This is a genomic window from Streptomyces sp. CA-135486 (genome assembly GCF_050936555.1).
Lineage (GTDB): Bacteria > Actinomycetota > Actinomycetes > Streptomycetales > Streptomycetaceae > Streptomyces.
The window spans coordinates 1,803,638-1,824,072 of the sequence record NZ_JBNJMM010000002.1 but is presented as its reverse complement, the minus strand read 5'-3'; the positions used below and the strand labels follow the sequence as shown (position 1 = coordinate 1,824,072).

The window sequence follows — 20,435 nt, the reverse complement described above, 5'->3', positions numbered from 1 at the left end:
ACCGATCAGATCACTGATTCCGGCACGCCGGATTTCACTGTAAGTGCATCTGAAGTCTTTGGAGTGACCCGTGGCTGCCAACTGCGACGTCTGCGGCAAGGGGCCGGGCTTCGGCAACAACATTTCGCACTCGCACCGCCGTACGTCCCGTCGCTGGAACCCGAACATCCAGCGCGTGCGTGCAGTGGTCGGTCGGACGCCGAAGCGGCTCAACGTCTGCACCTCGTGCATCAAGGCCGGCAAGGTCTCGCGCTAACCGCGACGGTTCGTCGTAGCGCAGCCCCTGCGGTTGCCTTGAAAGCCGGTCCACCTCGGTGGACCGGCTTTTCGCTGTGCTGGGGGCCGCGGTCGGCCCTTGTGCCGCACAGGGCTCAGCGAAAGCGCCAGCCGTGATCCACCGGGCCGATCCCCGCACCCAGCGCGAACCCCGCCGCGATCGCGCCCGTGACGTACTCCTTCGCCGCCCGTACGGCCTGCGGGACCTCAAGACCCTGCGCAAGACCCGCCGCGACCGCCGAGGCGAGCGTGCAGCCCGTCCCGTGCGTGTGCCGGTTGTCGTGCCGGGGGGCGCGCAGCCAGAGCTCCTCGGAGCCGTCCGTCAGCAGGTCCACGGCGGCGCCCGCGAGATGCCCGCCCTTGATCAGTGCCCAGCGCGGCCCGTACTCCAGCAGCGCGTCCGCCGCCCGCCGCAGATCCGCCTCGGCCTCCACCCGTACGCCCGTCAGCTGCGCCACCTCGTCCAGGTTGGGCGTCGCCACGGTCGCCAGCGGCAGCAGCTTCGTACGCATCGAATCCAGCGCGGACTCCGCCAGCAGCGAGTCCCCGTGCTTGGAGACCCCGACCGGGTCCACGACCACCGGAGCGGCTGTCCCGGCCAGCAGCTCGGCGACCGTCTCGACCAGCGGCGCGGACGCCAGCATGCCGGTCTTCACGGCCTGTACGCCGATGTCGTCGACGACGCTGCGGTACTGGGCCCGTACCGCGTCGACCGGCAGTTCCCACGCGCCCTGCACGCCCAGTGAGTTCTGCGCGGTGACGGCGGTGATCACGCTCATGCCGTGCACCCCGAGCGCCAGCATCGTCTTCAAGTCGGCCTGGATTCCGGCCCCGCCGCCCGAGTCGGACCCGGCGACGGTCAACGCGCGGGGCGGCACGCTCATGTGTCGTCCCCGAAGTGGTCCCAGCCGCCCTTGCTGTGCCAGGGCGCGCCGTCTACGGTCACCTGCGGCAGCGCCGAGGGGTTGAGCACCTCGCCGATCACCTTCCAGCGGGCGGGCAGCTTCACGTCCGGCGGGAACGTCGCGACGATCGCATGGTCCTCGCCCCCGGTCAGCACCCACTGCAGCGGATCGACGCCGACGGCCTGGCCGATGTCGTTCATCTGCGAGGGGATGTCGATGGAGCCCGAGCGCAGGTCGATACGGACCTTGCTGGCCTCCGCGATATGGCCGAGGTCGGCGACGAGTCCGTCGCTGATGTCGCACATGGCGGTGGCGCCGAGGCCGGCCGCCGCGGGGCCCGCGTGGTACGGCGGCTCGGGCCGCCGGTGTGCCTCGACGAAGGCGCGTGGCGAGCGGAAGCCGCGCGAGAGGACCGCGTGCCCGGCCGCCGACCATCCCAACCAACCGGTGTACGCGACGACATCGCCGGACTGGGCACCTGCCCTGGTGACCGGTTCGTGGTTGCGCAGATCGCCGAGTGCGGTGATCGCGAGTGTGATCACGTCTCCGCGTACGACATCGCCGCCGACCACCGCCGCCCCGGCGACCTGGCACTCGTCGCGGATTCCGTCCATCAGCTCGGTGGCCCAGGTGACCGGGAGTTCGGCCGGTACGACCAGGCCGAGCAGCAGCGCGGTCGGTACCGCGCCCATCGCCGCGATGTCGGCCAAGTTCTGTGCGGCGGCCTTGCGGCCGACGTCGTATGCGGTCGACCAGTCGCGGCGGAAGTGCCGTCCCTCGAGCAGGACGTCCGTGCTCGCCACGACCCTGCGGTCGGGTGCGGCCACGACCGCGGCGTCGTCGCCGGGCCCCAGCCGGACCGCGGGGGTGGAGGTGAGCCGGGAGGTGAGCTCCCTGATGAGCCCGAACTCCCCCAACTCGCCCACAGTGCCCTTCACCGAGTCCCACCTCTCCGTCGTTCTGCCGGATGCCCCGGCAGTGCTGCTTGCCCCCGGTCGCGAGCCGTCTGCGCCGTGGGTACCGTCAAGAGACACGTCAACTTCTGCTGTCCGTACGCCACGCTGCGGGCGTCACCCGGCGCGCAGGTCTCCCCTCGGCCCGCGGCGACGCGATACCGTGGCGTCCCTTCCCCCCACATGATCCTCGTGGCCGCCCTGGAGGTTCCGTGGTACAGGCGTACATCCTCATTCAGACCGAGGTGGGCAAGGCGTCGACCGTCGCCGAGACCATCGGAAAGATTCCTGGGGTGATCCAAGCCGAGGACGTGACAGGTCCCTATGACGTGATTGTGCGCGCCCAGGCCGAGACAGTCGACGATCTCGGTCGCATGGTGGTCGCCAAGGTCCAGCAAGTGGACGGCATCACCCGCACCCTGACCTGCCCGGTGGTGCACCTCTAGCCCCCGTCTACGCTTGGCCGGTGACCTCTTCCCGTCGCCGGCCCTTCTGTCTGTCCGCCGCCCTGGTGCTGCTGACCGTCGCAGGCTGCTCCTCCACGGACGCAGCGGAGTCGATCACGGTTCCCAGTCCGCCGCCGGAGCAGACCCCGCTGTGCCGGGCGCTGCACAAGGAGCTTCCGGAGTCCGTCGCCGGACAGGCCCGCAACGACCCTGAACCGGCTTCCGAACTGACCGCCGGCTGGGGCGACGCCGCGATCGTACTGCGCTGTGGCGTCCCCCGGCCGGAGCGGATGAGCGATCCGCAGTCCGAGGCCGTGGAGGCGGACGGCGTGAACTGGATGCTGGAGCAGCACGCCGAAGGGCCCCGCTTCACCACCACGTACCGCAAGACGTATGTCGAGGTCACGATGGAGAAGCGGTACGCACACGACATCACGCCGCTCGCCGAGCTGGCCGACGCCGTCAAGAAGACGGTGCCGGCCAAGCTCAAGGTTCCCTAACGAAGGCCCGTCGGGCGGCGCAGCGCCGCCTGGATCAGCCGGTCGACCAGCTCGGAGTAGCCGACGCCGGTCTCCTGCCACATCCGCGGGTACATCGAGATCGGTGTGAAGCCGGGCATCGTGTTGATCTCGTTGATGACGAACTCGCCGTCCTCGGTGAGGAAGAAGTCCGCCCGGACCAGGCCCTCGCAGGACGCGGCGTCGAAGGCGGCGACCGCGAGCCGGCGCACCTCGGCGGTCTGCTCCTCGGTCAGCGGCGCGGGCACCAGACCGGCGGCCGAGTCGATGTACTTGGCCTCGAAGTCGTAGAACTCATGGGCCGAGACCGGCGGGATCTCGGCCGGGACGCTGGCCCGCGGGCCGTCCTCGAACTCCAGAACCCCGCACTCGATCTCACGGCCGCGCAGCAGCGCCTCGACGAGGATCTTGGGGTCGTGGCGCTGTGCCTCCTCGATCGCCTCGTCGAGGCCGGACAGACCGTCGACCTTGGTGATGCCGATCGAGGAGCCCGCGCGCGCGGGCTTGATGAAGAGCGGCCAGCCGTGCTCGCCCGCGAAGTCGACGATCTTCCTGCGGGCGGCGGCCGGGTCGAGCTGCCACTCGCGGGGGCGGATCACCTCGTACGGGCCGACGGGCAGGCCGAAGGAGGTGAAGACACGCTTCATGTACTCCTTGTCCTGGCCGACGGCCGAGGCCAGGACGCCGGAGCCGACGTAGGGCACCCCGGAGAGCTCCAGGAGCCCCTGGAGGGTGCCGTCCTCGCCGTACGGGCCGTGCAGCATCGGAAAGACGACGTCGACCTCGCCGAGCGCCTTGGGGACGGCGCCGGGTTCGCTGTAGACGACTTCGCGGTTGGCCGGGTCGACGGGAAGGACCACGCCGCCCTCGCTGGACTCGGCGAGCTGCTCGACATTGGGCGTCTTGCGGTCGGTGATGGCCATCCGGTCCGGCTCGTCGGCCGTGAGCGCCCAGCGGCCGTCCTGCGTGATGCCGATCGGCAGTACGTCGTACTTCGTACGGTCGATGGCACGCAGCACGGCGCCGGCGGTGACCACGGAGATCCCGTGTTCGGAGCTGCGGCCCCCGAAGACGACGGCTACGCGTGGTTTGCGGAGCGGCTGCTCAGGGTTCTGGGGCAGGTTCTCGGTGCTCATATCGCGATGAGACTACCCGCTGGCCGGAATCACGTCAGCGGCGCTCGGCCTTGGCGCTGCGGCTCATCAGTTCCTTGAGGGCGACCACCGGCGGCTTGCCCTCGTGGACGATGCCGACGACCATCTCCGTGATCGGCATGTCGACACCGTGCCTGCGCGCCAGATCGAGCACCGATTCACAGGACTTGACGCCCTCGGCGGTCTGCTTGGTGACCGCGATCGTCTCCTGCAGGGTCATGCCCTTGCCCAGGTTGGTGCCGAAGGTGTGGTTGCGGGACAGCGGCGACGAGCAGGTGGCCACCAGATCGCCGAGACCGGCGAGCCCGGAGAAGGTCAGCGGGTCCGCGCCCATCGCGAGGCCCAGCCGGGTGGTCTCGGCCAGGCCGCGGGTGATCAGTGAGCCCTTGGCGTTGTCGCCGAGACCCATGCCGTCGGCGATGCCGACGGCGAGGCCGATGACGTTCTTGACGGCGCCGCCGAGTTCGCAGCCGACCACGTCGGTGTTGGTGTACGGGCGGAAGTACGGGGTGTGGCAGGCGGACTGGAGCCGCTGGGCGACCGATTCGTCACGGCAGGCGACCACGGCGGCGGCCGGCCGGCGCTGGGCGATCTCCTTGGCGAGGTTGGGGCCCGTGACCACGGCGACGCGCTCGGCGGGGGCCTTGGCGACCTCCTCGATGACCTCGCTCATCCGCTTGGCGGTGCCGAGTTCGATGCCCTTCATCAGGGAAACGAGGACGGTGTGGGACGCCAGCAGCGGCCCCCAGGAGGCGAGGTTGCCGCGCAGGGTCTGGGAGGGGACGGCGAGGACGGTGAAGTCGGCGCCGGCCGCGGCCTCGGCGGGGTCGGTGGTGGCCCGTACCGCCTCGGGAAGCTCAATTCCCGGCAGATAGTCGGGATTGGTGCGGGTGGCGTTGATGGCATCGACTGGTTCGGCGCGACGGCCCCAGAGGGTCACCTCGCAGCCCGCGTCGGCGAGGACCATGGCGAATGCCGTGCCCCAGGAACCGGTTCCGAAAACTGCTGCCTTGGTGGCGGCGCGGGTCACTTGGTGCCCTCCTCGGCGGCCTTGCGGCGCTGCTGCACGAGAACTTCGCGCAGATCGAACGGCTTCTCGGGGGCCCTCTCGCCGCGCAGCTCCTCCAGCTGGCCGGTGATCGCGGCCATGATCGCCTCGGTCGCCTCCTTCAGCACCTCGGGCGTGGGGTCCTTGCCGTAGAAGCGGCCGAGGTCGACCGGCGGACCCGCCTGCACCTTGAGCGTCTTGCGCGGGAAGAGGCGGACCTTCTTCTCCTTGGCGTACGGCGGCATCGCCAAGTTGGCGCCCCACTGGGCGACCGGAATGACGGGCGCCTTGGTCAGCAGGGCCGCACGCGCGACTCCGGTCTTCGCGGTCATGGGCCACATGCCCGGATCGCGGGTGAGCGTGCCCTCGGGATAGAAGGCGACGCATTCGCCGCGGTTGACGGCGTCGACGGCGGCGCGGAAGGCGCCGACGGCATTGGAGGACTCGCGGTAGACGGGAATCTGGCGCGTACCTCGCAGCAGGACCCCCACCACGGGCGCCTTGAAGAGCGCGGCCTTGGCCAGGAATCGGGGCACACGTCCGCTGTTGTACTGGAAGTGGCCGTAGGAGAACATGTCGAGGTACGAGTTGTGGTTGATAGCGGTGATGAATCCGCCGTCCGCCGGAATGTGTTCCATTCCCCGCCAGTCCCGCTTGAACAGAACCAACAACGGCGGTTTGGCGATGACCGCTGCCAAGCGGTACCAGAAGCCGATTCTACGGCGGGACACGCGGACACCTTCCTCTATTGCCGGGCTGCCGCCCGGCTGCTGGGGGTCAAGTGTCGCCCCAGGCCCCTGGTCTGTCGAGAACACCGTACGCCCGGCTCCCGGCCGAGACCGCCGGATCTGCCCGGGCCCGGGCCACAATGAGGCACCGATGCGGATGGACGGAGAGCTCGCCACGAACACCGACGCGATGGACCACTGGTCCCTGGTCGTGCCGCTGAAGCCCCTCGTACTGGCCAAGAGCAGGCTCGCCAGGGCCGCGGACGACACGCTGCGGCCGCATCTCGCGCTCGCCTTCGCCCAGGACACGGTGGTCGCGGCGCTAACCTGCACGGCGGTACGGGATGTGGCAGTAGTCACGGACGACCCCGCGGCCGCGGCCGAGCTCGCGGCGCTGGGGGCGCGGATCGTGCCGGACTCCCCGGCCGCGGGACTCAACGCCGCGCTGTCGCACGGGGCTGAGGCGGTGCGGGAGCTGCGGCCGGGCGCGGCGGTCGCGGCGCTCAACGCCGATCTGCCCGCATTGCGTCCCCCGGAATTGACGCGGGTGCTTGCGCGCGCTTCGGTATTTCCCCGGGCATTTCTGACGGATGCGGCAGGAATCGGCACGACATTGCTCTCGGCGGCACCCGGGGTGGAATTGCGCCCCGCTTTCGGCGGCCGCTCCCGACGCCGGCATTTGGCTTCGGGGGCCGCGGAAATCCTGCTCTGCGGAGTGGATTCGGTGCGCCAGGACGTGGACACCGGGGACGATCTGGCGGCCGCGCTCGCCCTGGGCGTGGGCCCGCGGACCGCGGAGCGCTGGGCGGCCGGCGTCCATACGCCGGAGAGCCAGGCCGACGCCCGCACTCTGGAGACGCCTTAAGGTGGCAGGCATGCAGGCGACCTCGTACACCTACGACTCAGAGACCCGCAGCGGGAGCGTGCTGCTCGACGACGGCACCCCGGTGGCGTTCGACGCCGCGGCCTTCGACGCCGGCGGCCTGCGGCTGCTCCGGCCGGGCCAGCGGGTCCGCATCGAGACCGAGGGCGAGGGCGACGCCCGCCGTATCACTCTGGTGACGCTTCAGACCCTCTGAAACGCGCCGCGGGCCGGGCTCCCCAGGGGGAGCCCGGCCCGGCGCGTGAGTGGCTTTGTGCCCGTTTGCCGCTTACTTCCTCCTGGCGGCGGCCTTCTTCGCGGCGGTCTTGCGCGCCGTGGCCTTCTTGGCGGGCGCCTTCTTGGCGGTGGCCTTCTTGGCCGGCGCGGTCTTCTTGGCTGCCGCCTTCTTGGCGGTGGCCTTCTTGGCCGGAGTGGCCTTCTTCGCCGTCGTCTTCTTGGCGGCGGCCTTCTTGGCCACCGTCTTCTTCGCCGCGGCCTTCTTCGCCACCGTCTTCTTCGCCGCGGCCTTCTTGGCCACCGCCTTCTTGGCGGTGGTCTTCTTCGCCGCGGCCTTCTTGACGGTGGTGCGGGAAACGCCGCCCGAGAGGCTGCCCTTCGGAGCCTTCTTGACGGCGACCTCACCACCGCGGGGGAGCTTCTTCGAGCCGCTCACCAGGTCCTTGAAGCCCTGACCCGCGCGGAACCGCGGAACCGAGGTCTTCTTGACCCGCACGCGCTCACCCGTCTGCGGGTTGCGTGCGTAACGAGCAGGACGGTCCACCTTCTCGAACGAGCCGAAGCCGGTGACCGAAACCCGGTCTCCGCCGACAACTGCGCGGACGATCGCGTCAAGTACCGCGTCGACCGCGTCCGCGGCCTGCTGACGGCCGCCGACCTTGTCGGCAATCGCTTCTACGAGCTGCGCCTTGTTCACGTCTTCCCCTTCGGAGACATTGGCCGGAACGAATGCGTCCAGGCTTTTTCGCACGTTAGGCAGATATATACCGCAAATCAAACACGAAACGGGCTAATCACCCTAGTGCCGCAACGAAGTCGACCAAAGCCGACGTTCGCGGAAGTCCGGGTGGTCAGTCGCCTTCAGGGAATCGGCCCTCGTCGAGGTCCTTCATCAAGCGGTCCAGACGCCTTGCCGCATCCGGGAGATCGTGCTTCGCCGCTGCCGTGACGACCAGCAGCTTCCGGGACAGCGCCATCCTTACGCCCTCCGGGACTTGCAGTGCGCGCACCCTTGCGTGCGCTTCCTTCAGCCGGGCCGCGACTGCCTCGTAGAGCTCGAGTTGGTTGTCGCGTTCCATGCACCGATTGTGCCATCTGGGGCGAGTTGTCGCCCGGCAGGGTCTCAACAAGCGACTGCGCCCCCCACCGCAGGGTGGGGGGCGCAGTAAGGGAAAAGCGCTGCTCAGACCTCAATTGTGCGGGGCTTGAAGCCCGGTCGGGTGGCCTCGTAAGCCGCGATGTCCGCTTCGTTCTGAAGGGTGAGGCTGATGTCGTCCAGACCGTTCAGCAGCCGCCAGCGGGCGTTCTCGTCAAGCTCGAAATCGGCCGTGATTCCCTCGGCCAGAACTTGACGCTTCTCCAAGTCCACGGTGATTTCGGCGCTCGGGTCGGCCTCGGCCAGCTCCCAGAGCGCGTCGACGACCTTCTGCTCCAGAACCACTGTCAGCAGGCCGTTCTTGAGCGAGTTGCCCCGGAAGATGTCCGCGAACCGGGACGAGATGACGGCCTTGAAGCCGTAGTTCTGCAGGGCCCACACCGCGTGCTCGCGGGAGGAGCCGGTGCCGAAGTCGGGGCCGGCGACCAGGACGGTGGCCCCCTGCCGCTCCGGCTGGTTGAGAACGAAGGAGGCGTCCTTGCGCCAGGCCTCGAAGAGCCCGTCCTCGAAGCCGTCGCGGGTGACCTTCTTCAGCCAGTGGGCCGGGATGATCTGGTCGGTGTCGACGTTGCTGCGGCGCAGCGGGACGGCCCGGCCGGTGTGCGTGGTGAAAGCTTCCATGGTTCTCAGGCCTCCACGGGGGTGCGGGCGTCGGACAGGTCGGCGGGCGAGGCCAGATGGCCCAGCACCGCGGTCGCGGCGGCCACCTGCGGCGAGACCAGATGGGTGCGGCCGCCCTTGCCCTGCCTGCCCTCGAAGTTGCGGTTGGAGGTGGACGCGGAGCGCTCGCCGGGCGCCAGTTGGTCGGGGTTCATGCCCAGGCACATCGAGCAGCCCGCATGCCGCCATTCGGCGCCGGCGTCGGTGAAGACCGTGTTCAGGCCCTCCTCGACGGCCTGCAGCGCGACCCGTACGGAGCCGGGGACCACCAGCATCCGTACGCCGTCGGCGACTTTGCGGCCCTCCAGGATGCCCGCGGCCGAGCGCAGGTCCTCGATACGGCCGTTGGTGCAGGAGCCTACGAAGACGGTGTCGACCTTGATGTCGCGCAGCCGCTGTCCGGCGGTCAACCCCATGTATTCCAGGGCCTTTTCGGCGGCGTGGCGCTCCGAAGCGTCCTCGTACGAAGCCGGGTCGGGGACGTTGGCCGACAGGGGCGCACCCTGGCCGGGGTTGGTGCCCCAGGTGACGAACGGCGACAGTTCGGCGGCGTCGATGAACACCTCGGCGTCGAAGACCGCGTCGTCGTCGGTACGCAGGGTCTGCCAGTACGCGACGGCGGCGTCCCAGTCCGCGCCCTCGGGGGCGTGGTCGCGACCCCGCAGATAGTCGAAGGTGGTCTGGTCGGGGGCGATCATGCCCGCCCGGGCGCCGGCCTCGATCGACATGTTGCAGATGGTCATCCGGGCCTCCATCGAGAGCTTCTCGATGGCCGAGCCGCGGTACTCCAGGATGTAGCCCTGGCCGCCGCCGGTGCCGATCCGGGCGATGATGGCCAGGATCAGGTCCTTGGCGGTGACGCCGTCGGGCAGCTCGCCCTCGATCGTGATGGCCATGGTCTTGGGCCGGGCCAGCGGCAGCGTCTGGGTCGCCAGCACATGCTCCACCTGGGAGGTGCCGATGCCGAACGCGAGCGCGCCGAAAGCGCCGTGGGTGGAGGTGTGCGAGTCGCCGCAGACCACGGTGGTGCCGGGCTGGGTCAGACCCAGCTGGGGGCCCACGACGTGGACGACGCCCTGCTCGACATCGCCCAGCGGGTGCAGCCGTACGCCGAAGTCGGCACAGTTCTTGCGCAGGGTTTCCAACTGGGCACGGGAAACCGGGTCCGCAATCGGCTTGTCGATGTCGAGGGTCGGGGTGTTGTGATCCTCGGTCGCGATGGTGAGGTCGAGCCTGCGCACCTGGCGGCCATTCTGGCGCAGCCCGTCGAAGGCCTGGGGGCTGGTCACCTCGTGCAGCAGGTGCAGATCGATGAAGAGGAGGTCGGGCTCGCCCTCTGCGCGCCGGACGACATGGTCGTCCCAGACCTTCTCCGCGAGTGTCCTACCCATCGCTTTCCCTCCGGCCGGCTGTGCCGCCGACACAACTAGAGATCTTGTGCGGAACCCGTTGGTCCGCGGGCCGCCACTACAGCGTCGCAAGTTCCCGGGAAATTTGAACTTGCGTTTCACAGTGTGAGACGTGAATATCGTTGCATGGACAACTCTAGCGGCGTCGGCGTTCTCGACAAGGCAGCTCTGGTACTGAGCGCTCTGGAGTCCGGTCCGGCCACCCTCGCCGGGCTGGTCGCGGCGACAGGGCTCGCACGACCCACGGCACATCGCCTTGCCGTGGCACTGGAACACCACCGGATGGTGGCGAGGGACATGCAGGGCCGGTTCATCCTGGGCCCGCGGCTGGCCGAGCTCGCCGCGGCGGCGGGCGAGGACCGGCTGCTGGCCACGGCCGGGCCGGTGCTCACCCACCTGCGCGACGTGACGGGCGAGAGCGCACAGCTCTACCGCCGCCAGGGAGACATGCGCATCTGCGTGGCCGCGGCGGAACGGCTGTCCGGACTGCGGGACACCGTGCCGGTCGGCTCCACGCTCACCATGAAGGCCGGCTCATCGGCCCAGATCCTGATGGCCTGGGAGGAGCCGGAGCGGCTGCATCGCGGCCTGCAGGGGGCGCGCTTCACGGCGACCGCCCTGTCCGGCGTACGGCGCCGGGGCTGGGCCCAGTCGATCGGCGAGCGCGAGCCGGGCGTCGCGTCCGTCTCCGCGCCGGTGCGCGGCCCCTCCAACCGCGTGGTGGCGGCGGTCTCGGTCTCCGGCCCGATCGAGCGGCTGACCCGCCACCCGGGCCGTATGCACGCCCAGGCGGTCATCGACGCCGCGGCCCGCCTGAGCGAGGCGCTGCGCCGCTCCGGCTGATTCCTCGTCCGCGTGGGCCGGCCGACACCTGCGGCGGGCCTGTTTCCCCGCCCCGCCTCTTCCCGACCCGGGGCTTCGCCCCAGGTGGTCCTCCCCCTGCGCCCTGGCGGGCTGGCGGGACCCCCACGCCTCAAACGTCGGCGGGCTTGATGTGCCCGTCCGGGGTCTGGGGCGAAGCACCGGTTACGGGAAGGGGCGGGCAAAGGCAACAGGCCGGCAGCCAGGTCAGCGCCTCGTCCGCCGGACCCGCCGCACCGACTCCCCCGCGGCAAGTCCCTCCTCGGCGAAGGGCACGGCCATCGCCAGGAATTCCTCTTCGTCTCCCTACAGACAGGCGTGGTGCGCAAATCCCTGGCCGACCCGGTCAGTTGACAGGGTGCTCCCCCAGCAGCAGACCGGGGGTCTCGTCCCAGCCGACGAGCGCGATCACATTGCGCAGATGCGGCGCGAGACCGGTCAACTCCACGTGGTGGCCCGGGTTTCGGGTACCGGCGAAGCCGATCAGCATCCGCAGTCCGCCGAGATCGAGGAACTCCAGCCCGGAGAGCTCCAGTTGGAGATCACCGTCGACCGACCCGACCACTTCGAGCGCGCTGCGCAGATGGCGGTGCGTGTGGACGTCCACCACGCCCTCGATCCTCAGCCCCGGCGGTCGGCGGAAGCGGGTGATGCGTAACTCCGCGGTCCGTACGAGAGATTCCGCGCCGACAGCATCCATGCGCGGAGTATCCGCCGCTGCGGGCACCGGAGGAAGACGGGAGGAAGCGCGCACACGCGAAGAGGCCCTCCGCGATATCGCGGAGGGCCTCTTCAATGCGTACCCCCGACCGGATTCGAACCGGCGCTACCGCCTTGAGAGGGCGGCGTGCTAGGCCGCTACACAACGGGGGCCTGCTCGCTGCTGCAGTTCAGCTGCTCAACTGCGCTGGGCTACCAGGACTCGAACCTAGACTAAATGAACCAGAATCACTCGTGCTGCCAATTACACCATAGCCCATGGTGGTTTAGACCAGTACCCCCGACCGGATTCGAACCGGCGCTACCGCCTTGAGAGGGCGGCGTGCTAGGCCGCTACACAACGGGGGCCCTAGCGATCCTGCATCGATGTCATCGGGTGCGACCCTGATGATCTCGCGGGAAGGATCTGTACCCCCGACCGGATTCGAACCGGCGCTACTGCCTTGAGAGGGCAGCGTGCTAGGCCGCTACACAACGGGGGCTTTGCAGAAGATCAATTCTGCGAGCTGGGCTACCAGGACTCGAACCTAGACTAACTGAACCAGAATCAGTCGTGCTGCCAATTACACCATAGCCCACCAAAACTCAACCCCCGGGAGGGGGTTTGTTTGGCTTGCGCTCCCCGGCCGGACCTCTCGGCCCTCTCGGGCGGCGCAGGAAGAACATTACCCGAAGGTGTCCGGCGCTCCAAAACGGGTATCGCCGCGCAACAGGCCAGGGAGCTGGTCGAGACCGGTGATCCGAATGAGCTCGGGACGCCCGCCGAGACCGGTGCGGTCCAGCCAGATTCCGGCCAGACCCGCGTCCACGGCTCCGCGGGCGTCGATGTCCGGCTGATCACCCACGTACACCACCTCCCCGGGCGGCAGTCCGAGTGCCTTGCAAGCGGCGTGGAAGGCCGCGGCCTCGGGCTTGGAAACACCCAGCTCGGCGGCGCACACGACGGCCTCGAACCGGTCGCGCACGCCGAGGATGCGCAGCTTCCGCTCCTGGTTGTGGAGGGAGGAGTTGGAGAGGACCGCATGGCGGTAGTCGGCGGCGAGCAGGTCCAGGGCGGGGACGGCGTCGGGGAAGAGCGACCAGGCGGCCTCGTAGTGGACGATGTACCGGTCGAACCAGGCGTCGGCGTCGGCGTCGCTCAGCTGACGCCCGACGAAGGACCGCACGCGGTCGCGGCGCTGCCCCTCCCAGTCGGTCTCGCCGGCGGAGAAGCGCGCCCAGTGCTGATCGGTGATCTTGCGCCAATGGCCGAGGGCCTGGTCGACGGAGGCGTATCCGTCGACCAGGCCCTCGGACGCGAGGTGCTGCTGCATACCGGCACGGTCGGCGCGGGCGTAGTCGAAGATCGTGTCGTCGACGTCCCACAGGACCGCGCGGATGCCCATGATCCGACGGTACCCCGGGCGCCACCCCCCGGCCGGGGGTTCGGGAGTTGTCTCCGACCGCACCCCGAGAACCGTCCCGGTGGCCGGCCGTACGGCTACGCCGCCAGCTTCGCCAGTGCCGCGTCGATACGCGACAGCGTCTTCTCCTTGCCCAGGATCTCCAGCGACTCGAAGAGCGGCAGCCCCACCGTGCGGCCCGTGACCGCCACGCGGACCGGAGCCTGCGCCTTGCCCAGCTTCAGGCCGTGCTCCTCGCCCGCCGCCAGGACCGCGTTCTTCAAGGACTCCGCGCTGGACCAGTCCGCCGACTCCAGCTTCTCGCGGGCCGTTCGCAGCAGCGCGTCCGAGCCCTCCTTCATCGCCTTCGCCCAGGACGCCTCGTCCTCGACCGGGGCGTCCAGGAAGAGGAAGTCGACGTTGGCGGTGATGTCCGAGAGGACGGTCAGCCGGGTCTGGGCGTACGGGGCGATCGCCTGCCAGGCGGCCTCGTCGAACTGCTCCGGGGCCCAGTTGGCGTGCGGGGCCTGCAGCCAGGGTCGGCACGCCTCGGTGAAGGCCTTCACATCCAGCCGGCGGATGTGGTCGGCGTTGATCGCCTCGGCCTTCTTGAGGTCGAAGCGGGCCGGGTTGGCGTTGACGTCCGCGATGTCGAACTTCTCCACCAGCTCGGCGACCGAGAAGATGTCCTGGTCGGCGGAGAAGGACCAGCCGAGCAGCGACAGGTAGTTCAGCAGGCCCTCGGGGAGGAAGCCGCGCTCGCGGTACAGGTTCAGGGATGCCTGCGGGTCGCGCTTGGAAAGCTTCTTGTTGCCCTCGCCCATGACGTACGGCAGATGGCCGAACTCCGGGATCTCCTTGGCGACGCCCAGCTCGATCAGCGCCTTGTAGAGCGCGATCTGGCGCGGTGTGGAGGACAGCAGGTCCTCTCCGCGCAGCACGTGCGTGATCTCCATCAGCGCGTCGTCGACCGGGTTGACCAGTGTGTACAGCGGTGCGCCGTTGGCGCGCACGATGCCGTAGTCCGGGACGTTGTCCGGGGTGAAGGTCAGCTCGCCGCGGACCAGGTCGTTGAAGGTGATCGGCTCGTCGGGCATCTTGAAGCGCACGATGGCCGGGCGGCCCTCCTCCTTGTAGCGCGTGATGCGCTCGGCGGAGAGGTTGCGGCACGTACCGTCGTAGCCCGAGGGCTTGCCGGCCAGGCGGGCGGCGTCGCGGCGGGCCTCGAGCTCGACGGCGGTGCAGAAGCACTCGTACGCGTAACCGCCGGCCATCAGCTTCTCGGCGACGTCCTTGTAGATGTCCATCCGCTGGGACTGGCGGTAGGGGGCGTGCGGGCCGCCGGCCTCGGGGCCCTCGTCCCAGTCCAGGCCGAGCCAGCGCATCGAGTCGAGCAGCTGGTTGTACGACTCCTCGGAGTCGCGCGCCGCGTCGGTGTCCTCGATGCGGAAGACCATGGTGCCGCCGTTGTGCCGGGCGAAGGCCCAGTTGAACAGGGCGGTGCGGACCAGACCCACATGCGGGTTGCCGGTCGGCGAGGGACAGAAACGTACGCGGACGGATCCGTTAGTCACGCTTGATCACCTTGTTGGTGAGAGTGCCGATGCCTTGAATGGTGACGGCGACCTCGTCGCCGACGTTGAGGGGGCCGACCCCGGCCGGGGTGCCGGTCAGGACGACGTCGCCCGGGAGCAGCGTCATGGCCTCGGAGATGTTGACGATCAGGTCCTCGATGGAGTGGATCATCTGACTCGTGCGGCCGAGCTGGCGTTGTTCACCGTTGACCGTGCACTGGATGGTCAGGTCGCTCGGGTCGAGGTCGGTCTCCACCCAGGGGCCGAGCGGGCAGGAGCTGTCGAAGCCCTTGGCCCTGGCCCACTGCTTCTCGCGCCGTTGGACATCCCGCGCGGTGACGTCGTTTGCGCAGGTGTAGCCGAGGATGACGTCCTTGACCCGCTCGCGCGGGACCTCGCGGCACATCCGGACGATGACCACGGCCAGTTCGGCCTCGTGGTGCAGCTCCTTCGAGAAGGAGGGGTACGCGATGGGGTCGCCGGGGCCGATCACCGAGGTGGACGGCTTGAAGAAGGCGAACGGCGCATCGGGGACCTCGTGGCCGAGTTCCGCCGCGTGTTCCGCGTAGTTGCGGCCGAAGGCCACGACTTTGTTGGGAAGCACGGGCGGCAGCAGCCGGACCTTGCTCAGCGGTACCTTCGTACCGGAGAGCTCGAAGTCCGCGAACGGGATGCCCTTGATGATGTCGAGGACGAGCTCGTCGGGGCTGTTGCCCTCGACCGCGCCGAAGGCGACATTGCCGTCGATGGAGAACCTGGCGATGCGCACGGGATGCGGGTGCCCCTCTGCTACTGATTGCGCTGGCTGGAGTCTGACGCTCCAGGCTAACGCGGTGGGCGCACCCGCCTCGCGCATTACTACGCGGGGGCATCCACGAGGGTGGGGGCGTCCACGAGGATCGTGCGGCGGGGGTTGGCCGTGTGGGTGGGAAGATCGACCGTGTGCTCCTGCTGCTCCGGCGTCTGCAGCTCGTCGGCGTCCGTGAGGTGCGCGAGCGTGGTGCGCCGGGGGTTGGCTATGTTGCGGAACATCATCGTCTTCATCTGTGGCTTCAGACCTTGTCGGACTACGGGCGCTGCGGCGAGCGCGGTTGACGTATTTCCCATCACTGTAAAGCGACAGGCTAAACATCAAATTCCCCGGAGAAGCCTGAGAGAGACACCGATCTACGTGTGAGTTTCCTCACGCGTTGATGGTCAATCCGGTCATTTCCGACAGCCAACCATCTCTACCGAAACGGACATTGCACGACGGAAGGCAATATTCCGCTCCTGATCATGGCGACTGGGACACCCCTCGCACCCAAGTAACTCGTAAGGAAAAGTCCGTTTCCTCCGCGAACCGTTTCTACGTCTTGTGACGCCACGCTCACACCGTGTCATCCAGGTCACAGCCCGGTACACGGCTCTTGTTGGAGATCCTGCACTGTGCTGGAATTCCACGCACCGCCGCGGTTTCAGTCCGGCGCGCAATGGGCGCAACGCAGCGCCGGGTGGCGGCGGGGAAGGGGGAGCAGCGCCGGTCACTCACGACCACCACTGGGGCGCGTTCTTCGCCCCACGACGCCGACACCGTCCCGCTGTGCAAGCGGAGGGACGCCTGGTCCAGAGGTTGCGACGCTAGTGCAGGGACGTTTCAAGAGGGATGGCAGCGCTGCGGCGGAACAGGAGCCGCGCGGCGGGACCGACCGCGGCTCCTCGCCCCAGCACACCCACAACCAGGGGCCGACAGCGCCCGGCGACAGCGGCGAGCGTGCCGCGCGCCCCGGCGCGGCGGCTCCCAGTGGCGACGGGCCCGGCGCCCCGCCGAAGCCGAAGGGGTCCCAGGACGCCGGGTCGCGAATAGCGCTGCGCAACTGGCGCATCAGCACCCGTCTGGTCTCCCTGCTGACCCTGCCGGTCGTCGCGGCGACCACACTGGGCGGACTCCGCATCAACGAGTCCATGAACGACATGCGGCAGCTGGATCACATGCAGCTGCTCACCAAGATGACCAAGCAGGCGACCGAGCTGGCGCAGGCCCTCCAGGCGGAGCGCGACCTGTCGGCCGGTCCGCTGGCCAACGACCCCAATGACAAGACGGACTTCAAGGTCAGCGGTCCCCGGGCGGCGACCGACCGGGCCAGGAAGGCCTTCCTCGAGGCCACCCGGGACATCCCCAACTCGGACAACGACGACGCGCTGGAGTCCATCCGCGCCAACGCGAACCAGATCGCCGTCCAGGTCAACAGGCTCAGCACCATCCGCAAGGACGCATACGCCCAGGACGTCAACTCTCTGACGGTGGAGGGCTATCACCGGCTGATCGAGTCCCTGCTGAGCCTCTCGCAGGACATGGCGCAGGCGACCAGCAACCCGGAAATGATCAAGCGTACGCGTGCGCTGGCCGCGTTCTCCTCCGCGAAGGAGTACGCCTCCATGCAGCGCGCGATCATCGCCGCCGCGCTGCCCGGCGGCGCCCAGGCGACGGCCCCCGGCCTGAGCGAGAACGACCGGCTCTACGGCAAGGCCGCCCGCGACAACGGCGAGACCGAGCTCACGGCCTTCAAGTCGATCTACGAGTCCACGGGCGGCTCGGCCGACGAGCTGACCGCCCCGCTCGACAGCGGCAACCCGACCATCACGGCGGCCGAGGAATACGCCAAGCGCTCGCTGGACAACAAGAACGGTCTTGCCTCCCAGCCCGAGCGTTCGCACCTGGACTGGACCGACGACTACTCGGTCCGCATCAACGCCATGAAGACCATCGAGGCCACGCTGCTCGGCCAGATGGAGGGTAAGGCCCGTGAACTGCGCGACCAGTCGCAGCGTGACGCGATCATCAACGGTGCGCTGATCCTCGTCGTCCTCGGCGTCTCGCTCGTCGGCGCCTTCGTCGTGGCCCGCTCCATGATCCGCTCGCTGCGTCGGCTGCAGGACACCGCGACCAAGGTCGCCCAGGACCGCCTGCCCGAGCTGGTCAAGCAGCTCTCCGAGTCCGACCCGCAGGACGTGGACACCTCCGTCGAGTCAGTCGGTGTGCACTCCAAGGACGAGATCGGCCAGGTGGCCGCGGCCTTCGACGACGTGCACCGCGAGGCGGTCCGCCTCGCCGCCGAGCAGGCGCTGCTGCGAGGCAACGTCAACGCGATGTTCACCAACCTCTCGCGCCGCAGCCAGGGCCTCATCCAGCGTCAGCTCTCGCTCATCTCCGAGCTGGAGTCCCGCGAGGCCGACCCGGACCAGCTGTCCTCCCTCTTCAAGCTGGACCACCTCGCGACCCGTATGCGCCGGAACGGCGAGAACCTTCTCGTCCTCGCGGGCGAGGAGCCGGGCCGCCGGTGGACCCGCCCGGTCCCGCTGGTCGACGTGCTCCGTGCCGCCGCCTCCGAGGTGGAGCAGTACGAGCGCATCGAACTGGCCGCGGTCCCCACGACCGAGGTCGCCGGCCGGGTCGTCAACGACCTTGTGCACCTCCTCGCAGAGCTGCTGGAGAACGCGACGTCGTTCTCCTCCCCGCAGACCAAGGTCCGCGTCACCGGTCACGCGCTGCCCGACGGCCGCGTCCTGGTCGAGATCCACGACACCGGCATCGGCCTCTCCCCCGAGGACCTCGCCGCGATCAACGAGCGGCTGGCGTCGCCGCCCACCGTGGACGTCTCGGTCTCGCGCCGCATGGGTCTGTTCGTGGTCGGCCGCCTGTCCCTGCGACACGGCATCCGCATCCAGCTGCGCCCCTCCGACTCCGGCGGTACGACCGCGCTGGTCATGCTCCCCGTCGACGTCGCCCACGGCGGCAAGAAGCCGTCGGCCGGCATGCCCGGTGCGGGCGGCCAGGGCGCCGTGCCCCCGGGGCAGGGCGGTCCCGCAGGTCTCGGCGGCGGACGTCCGAACAGCGGCCCCGGCGGAGCCGGCGGCGGCAGCCGTCCCGGTCTCGGCGGTGCTCCCGCGGGCGGGCGGCTCGGCGCGGGTGCGCCGCGCGGCCAGGTCGGCGCGGGCTCGGCCCCGCGTGCCGCGCTTCCGGGCCGCGACGGGGCTCCGCGCCACGCCGGCCAGGGTCAGGGCGGCGGTCTCGCCGGTGCCTTCGGCTCGGGTGGCGGCCGTGGCGCGCAGAACGCTCCTGCCCGCAACGACGCACAGCAGAGCGCCCCGGGTGACCGCGGCCGCCAGCTGCCGCCCTCCGGTGGCCCGCGTGCCGAGCTGCCCGGTGGCAACCCGCGCCGCGAGGAGCCACAGCGCCCCCAGCGTCCGCAGACCACCAGCTGGGGCAATGAGCAGCCGGCCGCCCCGCAGCGTCCGGCCACGGACGCTCCGCGCGGCCACGAGGACAGCGACACCACGCGCGGTCCCGGTTCGACGGCGGAGTTCGCACGGCCGGACTACAACGCGCCGCAGCCCCGCGCGGGCTCCGGTTCGCGTCCGGGTGCCGGCGGCCAGTTCGTACGCCCCGATGTGTACGGCTCCCCGGAGTCCTCGTCGGGCAGCCAGTTCGCCCGCCCGGCAGCGCCCTCCCAGGACCCGGCGTCCACGACGCAGTTCGCACGGCCGGACTTCAACACCCCGCAGCCGCCGGCCCCGCGCCGTCCCGCGAACGCGCTGCCGCCGCAGCCGCAGCCGGAGGCACTGCCGCCGGCCGGACCCGGCGACGGCCGTACACCGCTGTATGACACGCTGGAGACGAACTGGTTCCACGGTGGGCAGAACGGCCAGCCGGCTCAGCAGCCGCCGGCCCAGCCGCCCGCAGTCCCGCAGCAGTCGTCGGACCGTCCGGTTCCGCCGATGCCGCAGCGCTCCCCCGCGCAGACCCCGGCGACCCCGGGCAATGCGTCCAACGCGAACGGTGCCGCTTGGCGCACTTCGCCCAATGACGAGTTGGTACGTCAGGCCGAGCGGGTCAGGAAGCCCGCGGCCGGCGGCGTCACCACCTCCGGTCTGCCCCGCCGGGTCCCGCGCGCCAACCTTGTGCCGGGCACTGCGCAGGAGCAGAACCACCAGTCAGGTCCGCAGGTCTCGCGTGCGCCGGATGACGTGCGCGGCCGGCTGACCAATCTCCGTCGGGGCATTCAGCAGGGCCGTCAGCAAAACGGTTCGACGACGGGCAGCTTCAACCTCGGCCCCACTCACCAGCAGGAGCGTTAGTTGAGCCCGATGAGCCAGGCGGCGCAGAATCTGAACTGGTTGATCACCAACTTTGTGGACAACACCCCTGGGGTGTCCCACACAGTGGTGGTCTCCGCCGACGGTCTTCTGCTGGCAATGTCCGAAGGATTCCCCCGCGACCGCGCCGACCAGCTGGCCGCCGTGGCGTCCGGGCTGACCTCGCTGACAGCGGGGGCCTCCCGGATCTTCGAAGGCGGTCCGGTCAGCCAGACCGTGGTCGAGATGGAGCGCGGTTTTCTGTTCCTGATGTCCGTCTCCGACGGCTCATCGCTGGCCGTGCTCGCGCACCCCGAGTGCGACATCGGCCTGGTGGGCTACGAGATGGCTCTCCTGGTGGACCGCGCGGGCAGTGTCCTCACGCCGGACCTGCGCGCCGAACTCCAGGGAAGCCTGCTGCACTGATACCG

At 69.6% G+C, this 20,435-nt stretch carries 22 protein-coding genes and 5 tRNA genes; 8 read left to right on the top strand and 19 right to left on the bottom strand.

Annotated elements, in window-relative coordinates; all coding sequences use genetic code 11:
* The first annotated feature begins 70 nt into the window (after positions 1-70).
* Positions 71-256 carry a 50S ribosomal protein L28 gene (rpmB, locus tag ACQEVG_RS27785; protein ID WP_003957616.1) on the top strand — a complete coding sequence of 62 codons (186 nt, stop codon included), beginning with the start codon at positions 71-73 and terminating at the stop codon, positions 254-256.
* A 115-nt stretch (positions 257-371) separates the two neighbouring features.
* Here the strand turns inward: rpmB and thiD are convergent, their stop codons facing one another.
* Positions 372-1,160 carry a bifunctional hydroxymethylpyrimidine kinase/phosphomethylpyrimidine kinase gene (gene thiD, locus ACQEVG_RS27780; protein WP_432988689.1) on the bottom strand — a complete coding sequence of 263 codons (789 nt, stop codon included), beginning with the start codon at positions 1,158-1,160 and terminating at the stop codon, positions 372-374.
* Positions 1,157-2,119 (bottom strand): thiamine-phosphate kinase, encoded by a 963-nt coding sequence (locus tag ACQEVG_RS27775; RefSeq protein ID WP_432988687.1) that lies wholly within the window; start codon positions 2,117-2,119, stop codon positions 1,157-1,159. Before ACQEVG_RS27775 ends, thiD begins: the two co-directional genes overlap by 4 nt.
* A gap of 227 nt (positions 2,120-2,346) precedes the next feature.
* Between ACQEVG_RS27775 and ACQEVG_RS27770 the strand changes: the two genes are divergently transcribed.
* Both ACQEVG_RS27770 and ACQEVG_RS27765 read left to right on the top strand, forming a co-directional pair.
* Positions 2,347-2,580, top strand: a complete 234-nt coding sequence (locus ACQEVG_RS27770; RefSeq protein ID WP_108152814.1) for an Lrp/AsnC family transcriptional regulator — start codon at positions 2,347-2,349, stop codon at positions 2,578-2,580.
* A 20-nt stretch (positions 2,581-2,600) separates the two neighbouring features.
* A complete protein-coding gene (locus tag ACQEVG_RS27765) occupies positions 2,601-3,080 on the top strand; it encodes a DUF3515 domain-containing protein (RefSeq protein ID WP_432988684.1) in 480 nt (159 codons plus the stop codon).
* Here the strand turns inward: ACQEVG_RS27765 and ACQEVG_RS27760 are convergent.
* From ACQEVG_RS27760 to ACQEVG_RS27750, 3 genes are read right to left on the bottom strand one after another with little or no spacing between them, the layout of a single operon-like run.
* Positions 3,077-4,234: a D-alanine--D-alanine ligase family protein gene (locus ACQEVG_RS27760; protein WP_432988682.1), complete on the bottom strand. Its 1,158-nt coding sequence runs from the start codon at positions 4,232-4,234 to the stop codon at positions 3,077-3,079. The two genes, ACQEVG_RS27765 and ACQEVG_RS27760, sit on opposite strands and share 4 nt — an antisense overlap.
* Before the next feature lie 34 nt (positions 4,235-4,268).
* Complete coding sequence (locus tag ACQEVG_RS27755; protein WP_432988680.1) at positions 4,269-5,282, bottom strand: NAD(P)H-dependent glycerol-3-phosphate dehydrogenase; 1,014 nt, start codon at positions 5,280-5,282, stop codon at positions 4,269-4,271.
* On the bottom strand, positions 5,279-6,031 hold the full coding sequence (locus ACQEVG_RS27750) for a lysophospholipid acyltransferase family protein (protein WP_432988678.1): 753 nt from the start codon (positions 6,029-6,031) through the stop codon (positions 5,279-5,281). The genes ACQEVG_RS27755 and ACQEVG_RS27750 overlap by 4 nt, the downstream gene beginning before the upstream one ends.
* A 148-nt stretch (positions 6,032-6,179) precedes the next feature.
* Here ACQEVG_RS27750 and cofC point away from each other — a divergent pair, with 148 nt between their 5' ends.
* Both cofC and ACQEVG_RS27740 read left to right on the top strand, forming a co-directional pair.
* Entirely contained in the window at positions 6,180-6,893 is a 714-nt protein-coding gene (gene cofC, locus ACQEVG_RS27745) for a 2-phospho-L-lactate guanylyltransferase (protein ID WP_432988676.1), read from the top strand.
* Positions 6,894-6,903: 10 nt separating this feature from the next.
* Positions 6,904-7,107, top strand: a complete 204-nt coding sequence (locus ACQEVG_RS27740; RefSeq protein WP_360877548.1) for a hypothetical protein — start codon at positions 6,904-6,906, stop codon at positions 7,105-7,107.
* A gap of 72 nt (positions 7,108-7,179) precedes the next feature.
* Here ACQEVG_RS27740 and ACQEVG_RS27735 read toward each other — a convergent pair whose 3' ends face one another.
* The 4 genes from ACQEVG_RS27735 to leuC all read right to left on the bottom strand — a co-directional run bounded on the left by ACQEVG_RS27735 (position 7,180) and on the right by leuC (position 10,334).
* Positions 7,180-7,824, bottom strand: a complete 645-nt coding sequence (locus tag ACQEVG_RS27735; protein ID WP_432988673.1) for an HU family DNA-binding protein — start codon at positions 7,822-7,824, stop codon at positions 7,180-7,182.
* Between the two features lie 154 nt (positions 7,825-7,978).
* Complete coding sequence (locus ACQEVG_RS27730) at positions 7,979-8,206, bottom strand: hypothetical protein (protein WP_432988671.1); 228 nt, start codon at positions 8,204-8,206, stop codon at positions 7,979-7,981.
* Positions 8,207-8,310: 104 nt separating this feature from the next.
* Positions 8,311-8,904, bottom strand: coding sequence for a 3-isopropylmalate dehydratase small subunit (gene leuD, locus ACQEVG_RS27725; protein WP_432988669.1), 594 nt, complete (start codon positions 8,902-8,904; stop codon positions 8,311-8,313).
* Positions 8,905-8,909: 5 nt separating this feature from the next.
* A complete protein-coding gene (gene leuC / locus ACQEVG_RS27720) occupies positions 8,910-10,334 on the bottom strand; it encodes a 3-isopropylmalate dehydratase large subunit (RefSeq protein WP_432988667.1) in 1,425 nt (474 codons plus the stop codon).
* Between the two features lie 144 nt (positions 10,335-10,478).
* Between leuC and ndgR the strand changes: the two genes are divergently transcribed.
* On the top strand, positions 10,479-11,195 hold the full coding sequence (gene ndgR / locus ACQEVG_RS27715) for an IclR family transcriptional regulator NdgR (protein WP_026278050.1): 717 nt from the start codon (positions 10,479-10,481) through the stop codon (positions 11,193-11,195).
* A gap of 364 nt (positions 11,196-11,559) precedes the next feature.
* Here the strand turns inward: ndgR and ACQEVG_RS27710 are convergent, their stop codons facing one another.
* From ACQEVG_RS27710 to ACQEVG_RS27665, 10 genes are all read right to left on the bottom strand, one after another.
* Complete coding sequence (locus ACQEVG_RS27710; protein ID WP_432988665.1) at positions 11,560-11,913, bottom strand: STAS domain-containing protein; 354 nt, start codon at positions 11,911-11,913, stop codon at positions 11,560-11,562.
* Positions 11,914-12,013: 100 nt separating this feature from the next.
* Positions 12,014-12,086 (bottom strand) — tRNA-Glu (locus tag ACQEVG_RS27705).
* Between the two features lie 34 nt (positions 12,087-12,120).
* Positions 12,121-12,192: transfer RNA gene (locus ACQEVG_RS27700), tRNA-Gln, on the bottom strand.
* 16 nt (positions 12,193-12,208) lie between these two features.
* A tRNA-Glu gene (locus tag ACQEVG_RS27695) sits at positions 12,209-12,281 on the bottom strand.
* Between the two features lie 61 nt (positions 12,282-12,342).
* A tRNA-Glu gene (locus ACQEVG_RS27690) sits at positions 12,343-12,415 on the bottom strand.
* A 24-nt stretch (positions 12,416-12,439) separates the two neighbouring features.
* A tRNA-Gln gene (locus ACQEVG_RS27685) sits at positions 12,440-12,511 on the bottom strand.
* 87 nt (positions 12,512-12,598) lie between these two features.
* Positions 12,599-13,318 carry an HAD family hydrolase gene (locus tag ACQEVG_RS27680; protein ID WP_432988663.1) on the bottom strand — a complete coding sequence of 240 codons (720 nt, stop codon included), beginning with the start codon at positions 13,316-13,318 and terminating at the stop codon, positions 12,599-12,601.
* A gap of 95 nt (positions 13,319-13,413) precedes the next feature.
* Positions 13,414-14,889: a glutamate--tRNA ligase gene (gltX, locus tag ACQEVG_RS27675; protein WP_432988661.1), complete on the bottom strand. Its 1,476-nt coding sequence runs from the start codon at positions 14,887-14,889 to the stop codon at positions 13,414-13,416.
* The gene (locus ACQEVG_RS27670; protein WP_432988659.1) at positions 14,882-15,658 is read right to left on the bottom strand and encodes a fumarylacetoacetate hydrolase family protein; all 777 of its coding nucleotides are present in this window, start codon (positions 15,656-15,658) and stop codon (positions 14,882-14,884) included. The genes gltX and ACQEVG_RS27670 overlap by 8 nt, the downstream gene beginning before the upstream one ends.
* An 89-nt stretch (positions 15,659-15,747) precedes the next feature.
* Positions 15,748-15,933 (bottom strand): hypothetical protein, encoded by a 186-nt coding sequence (locus ACQEVG_RS27665; RefSeq protein WP_432988657.1) that lies wholly within the window; start codon positions 15,931-15,933, stop codon positions 15,748-15,750.
* A 579-nt stretch (positions 15,934-16,512) separates the two neighbouring features.
* On the opposite strand from ACQEVG_RS27665, the gene ACQEVG_RS27660 reads away from it, so the two are divergent.
* Positions 16,513-20,007: a nitrate- and nitrite sensing domain-containing protein gene (locus tag ACQEVG_RS27660; RefSeq protein ID WP_432988655.1), complete on the top strand. Its 3,495-nt coding sequence runs from the start codon at positions 16,513-16,515 to the stop codon at positions 20,005-20,007.
* A 9-nt stretch (positions 20,008-20,016) separates the two neighbouring features.
* A complete protein-coding gene (locus ACQEVG_RS27655) occupies positions 20,017-20,430 on the top strand; it encodes a roadblock/LC7 domain-containing protein (RefSeq protein WP_142214992.1) in 414 nt (137 codons plus the stop codon).
* Positions 20,431-20,435 lie beyond the last annotated feature (5 nt).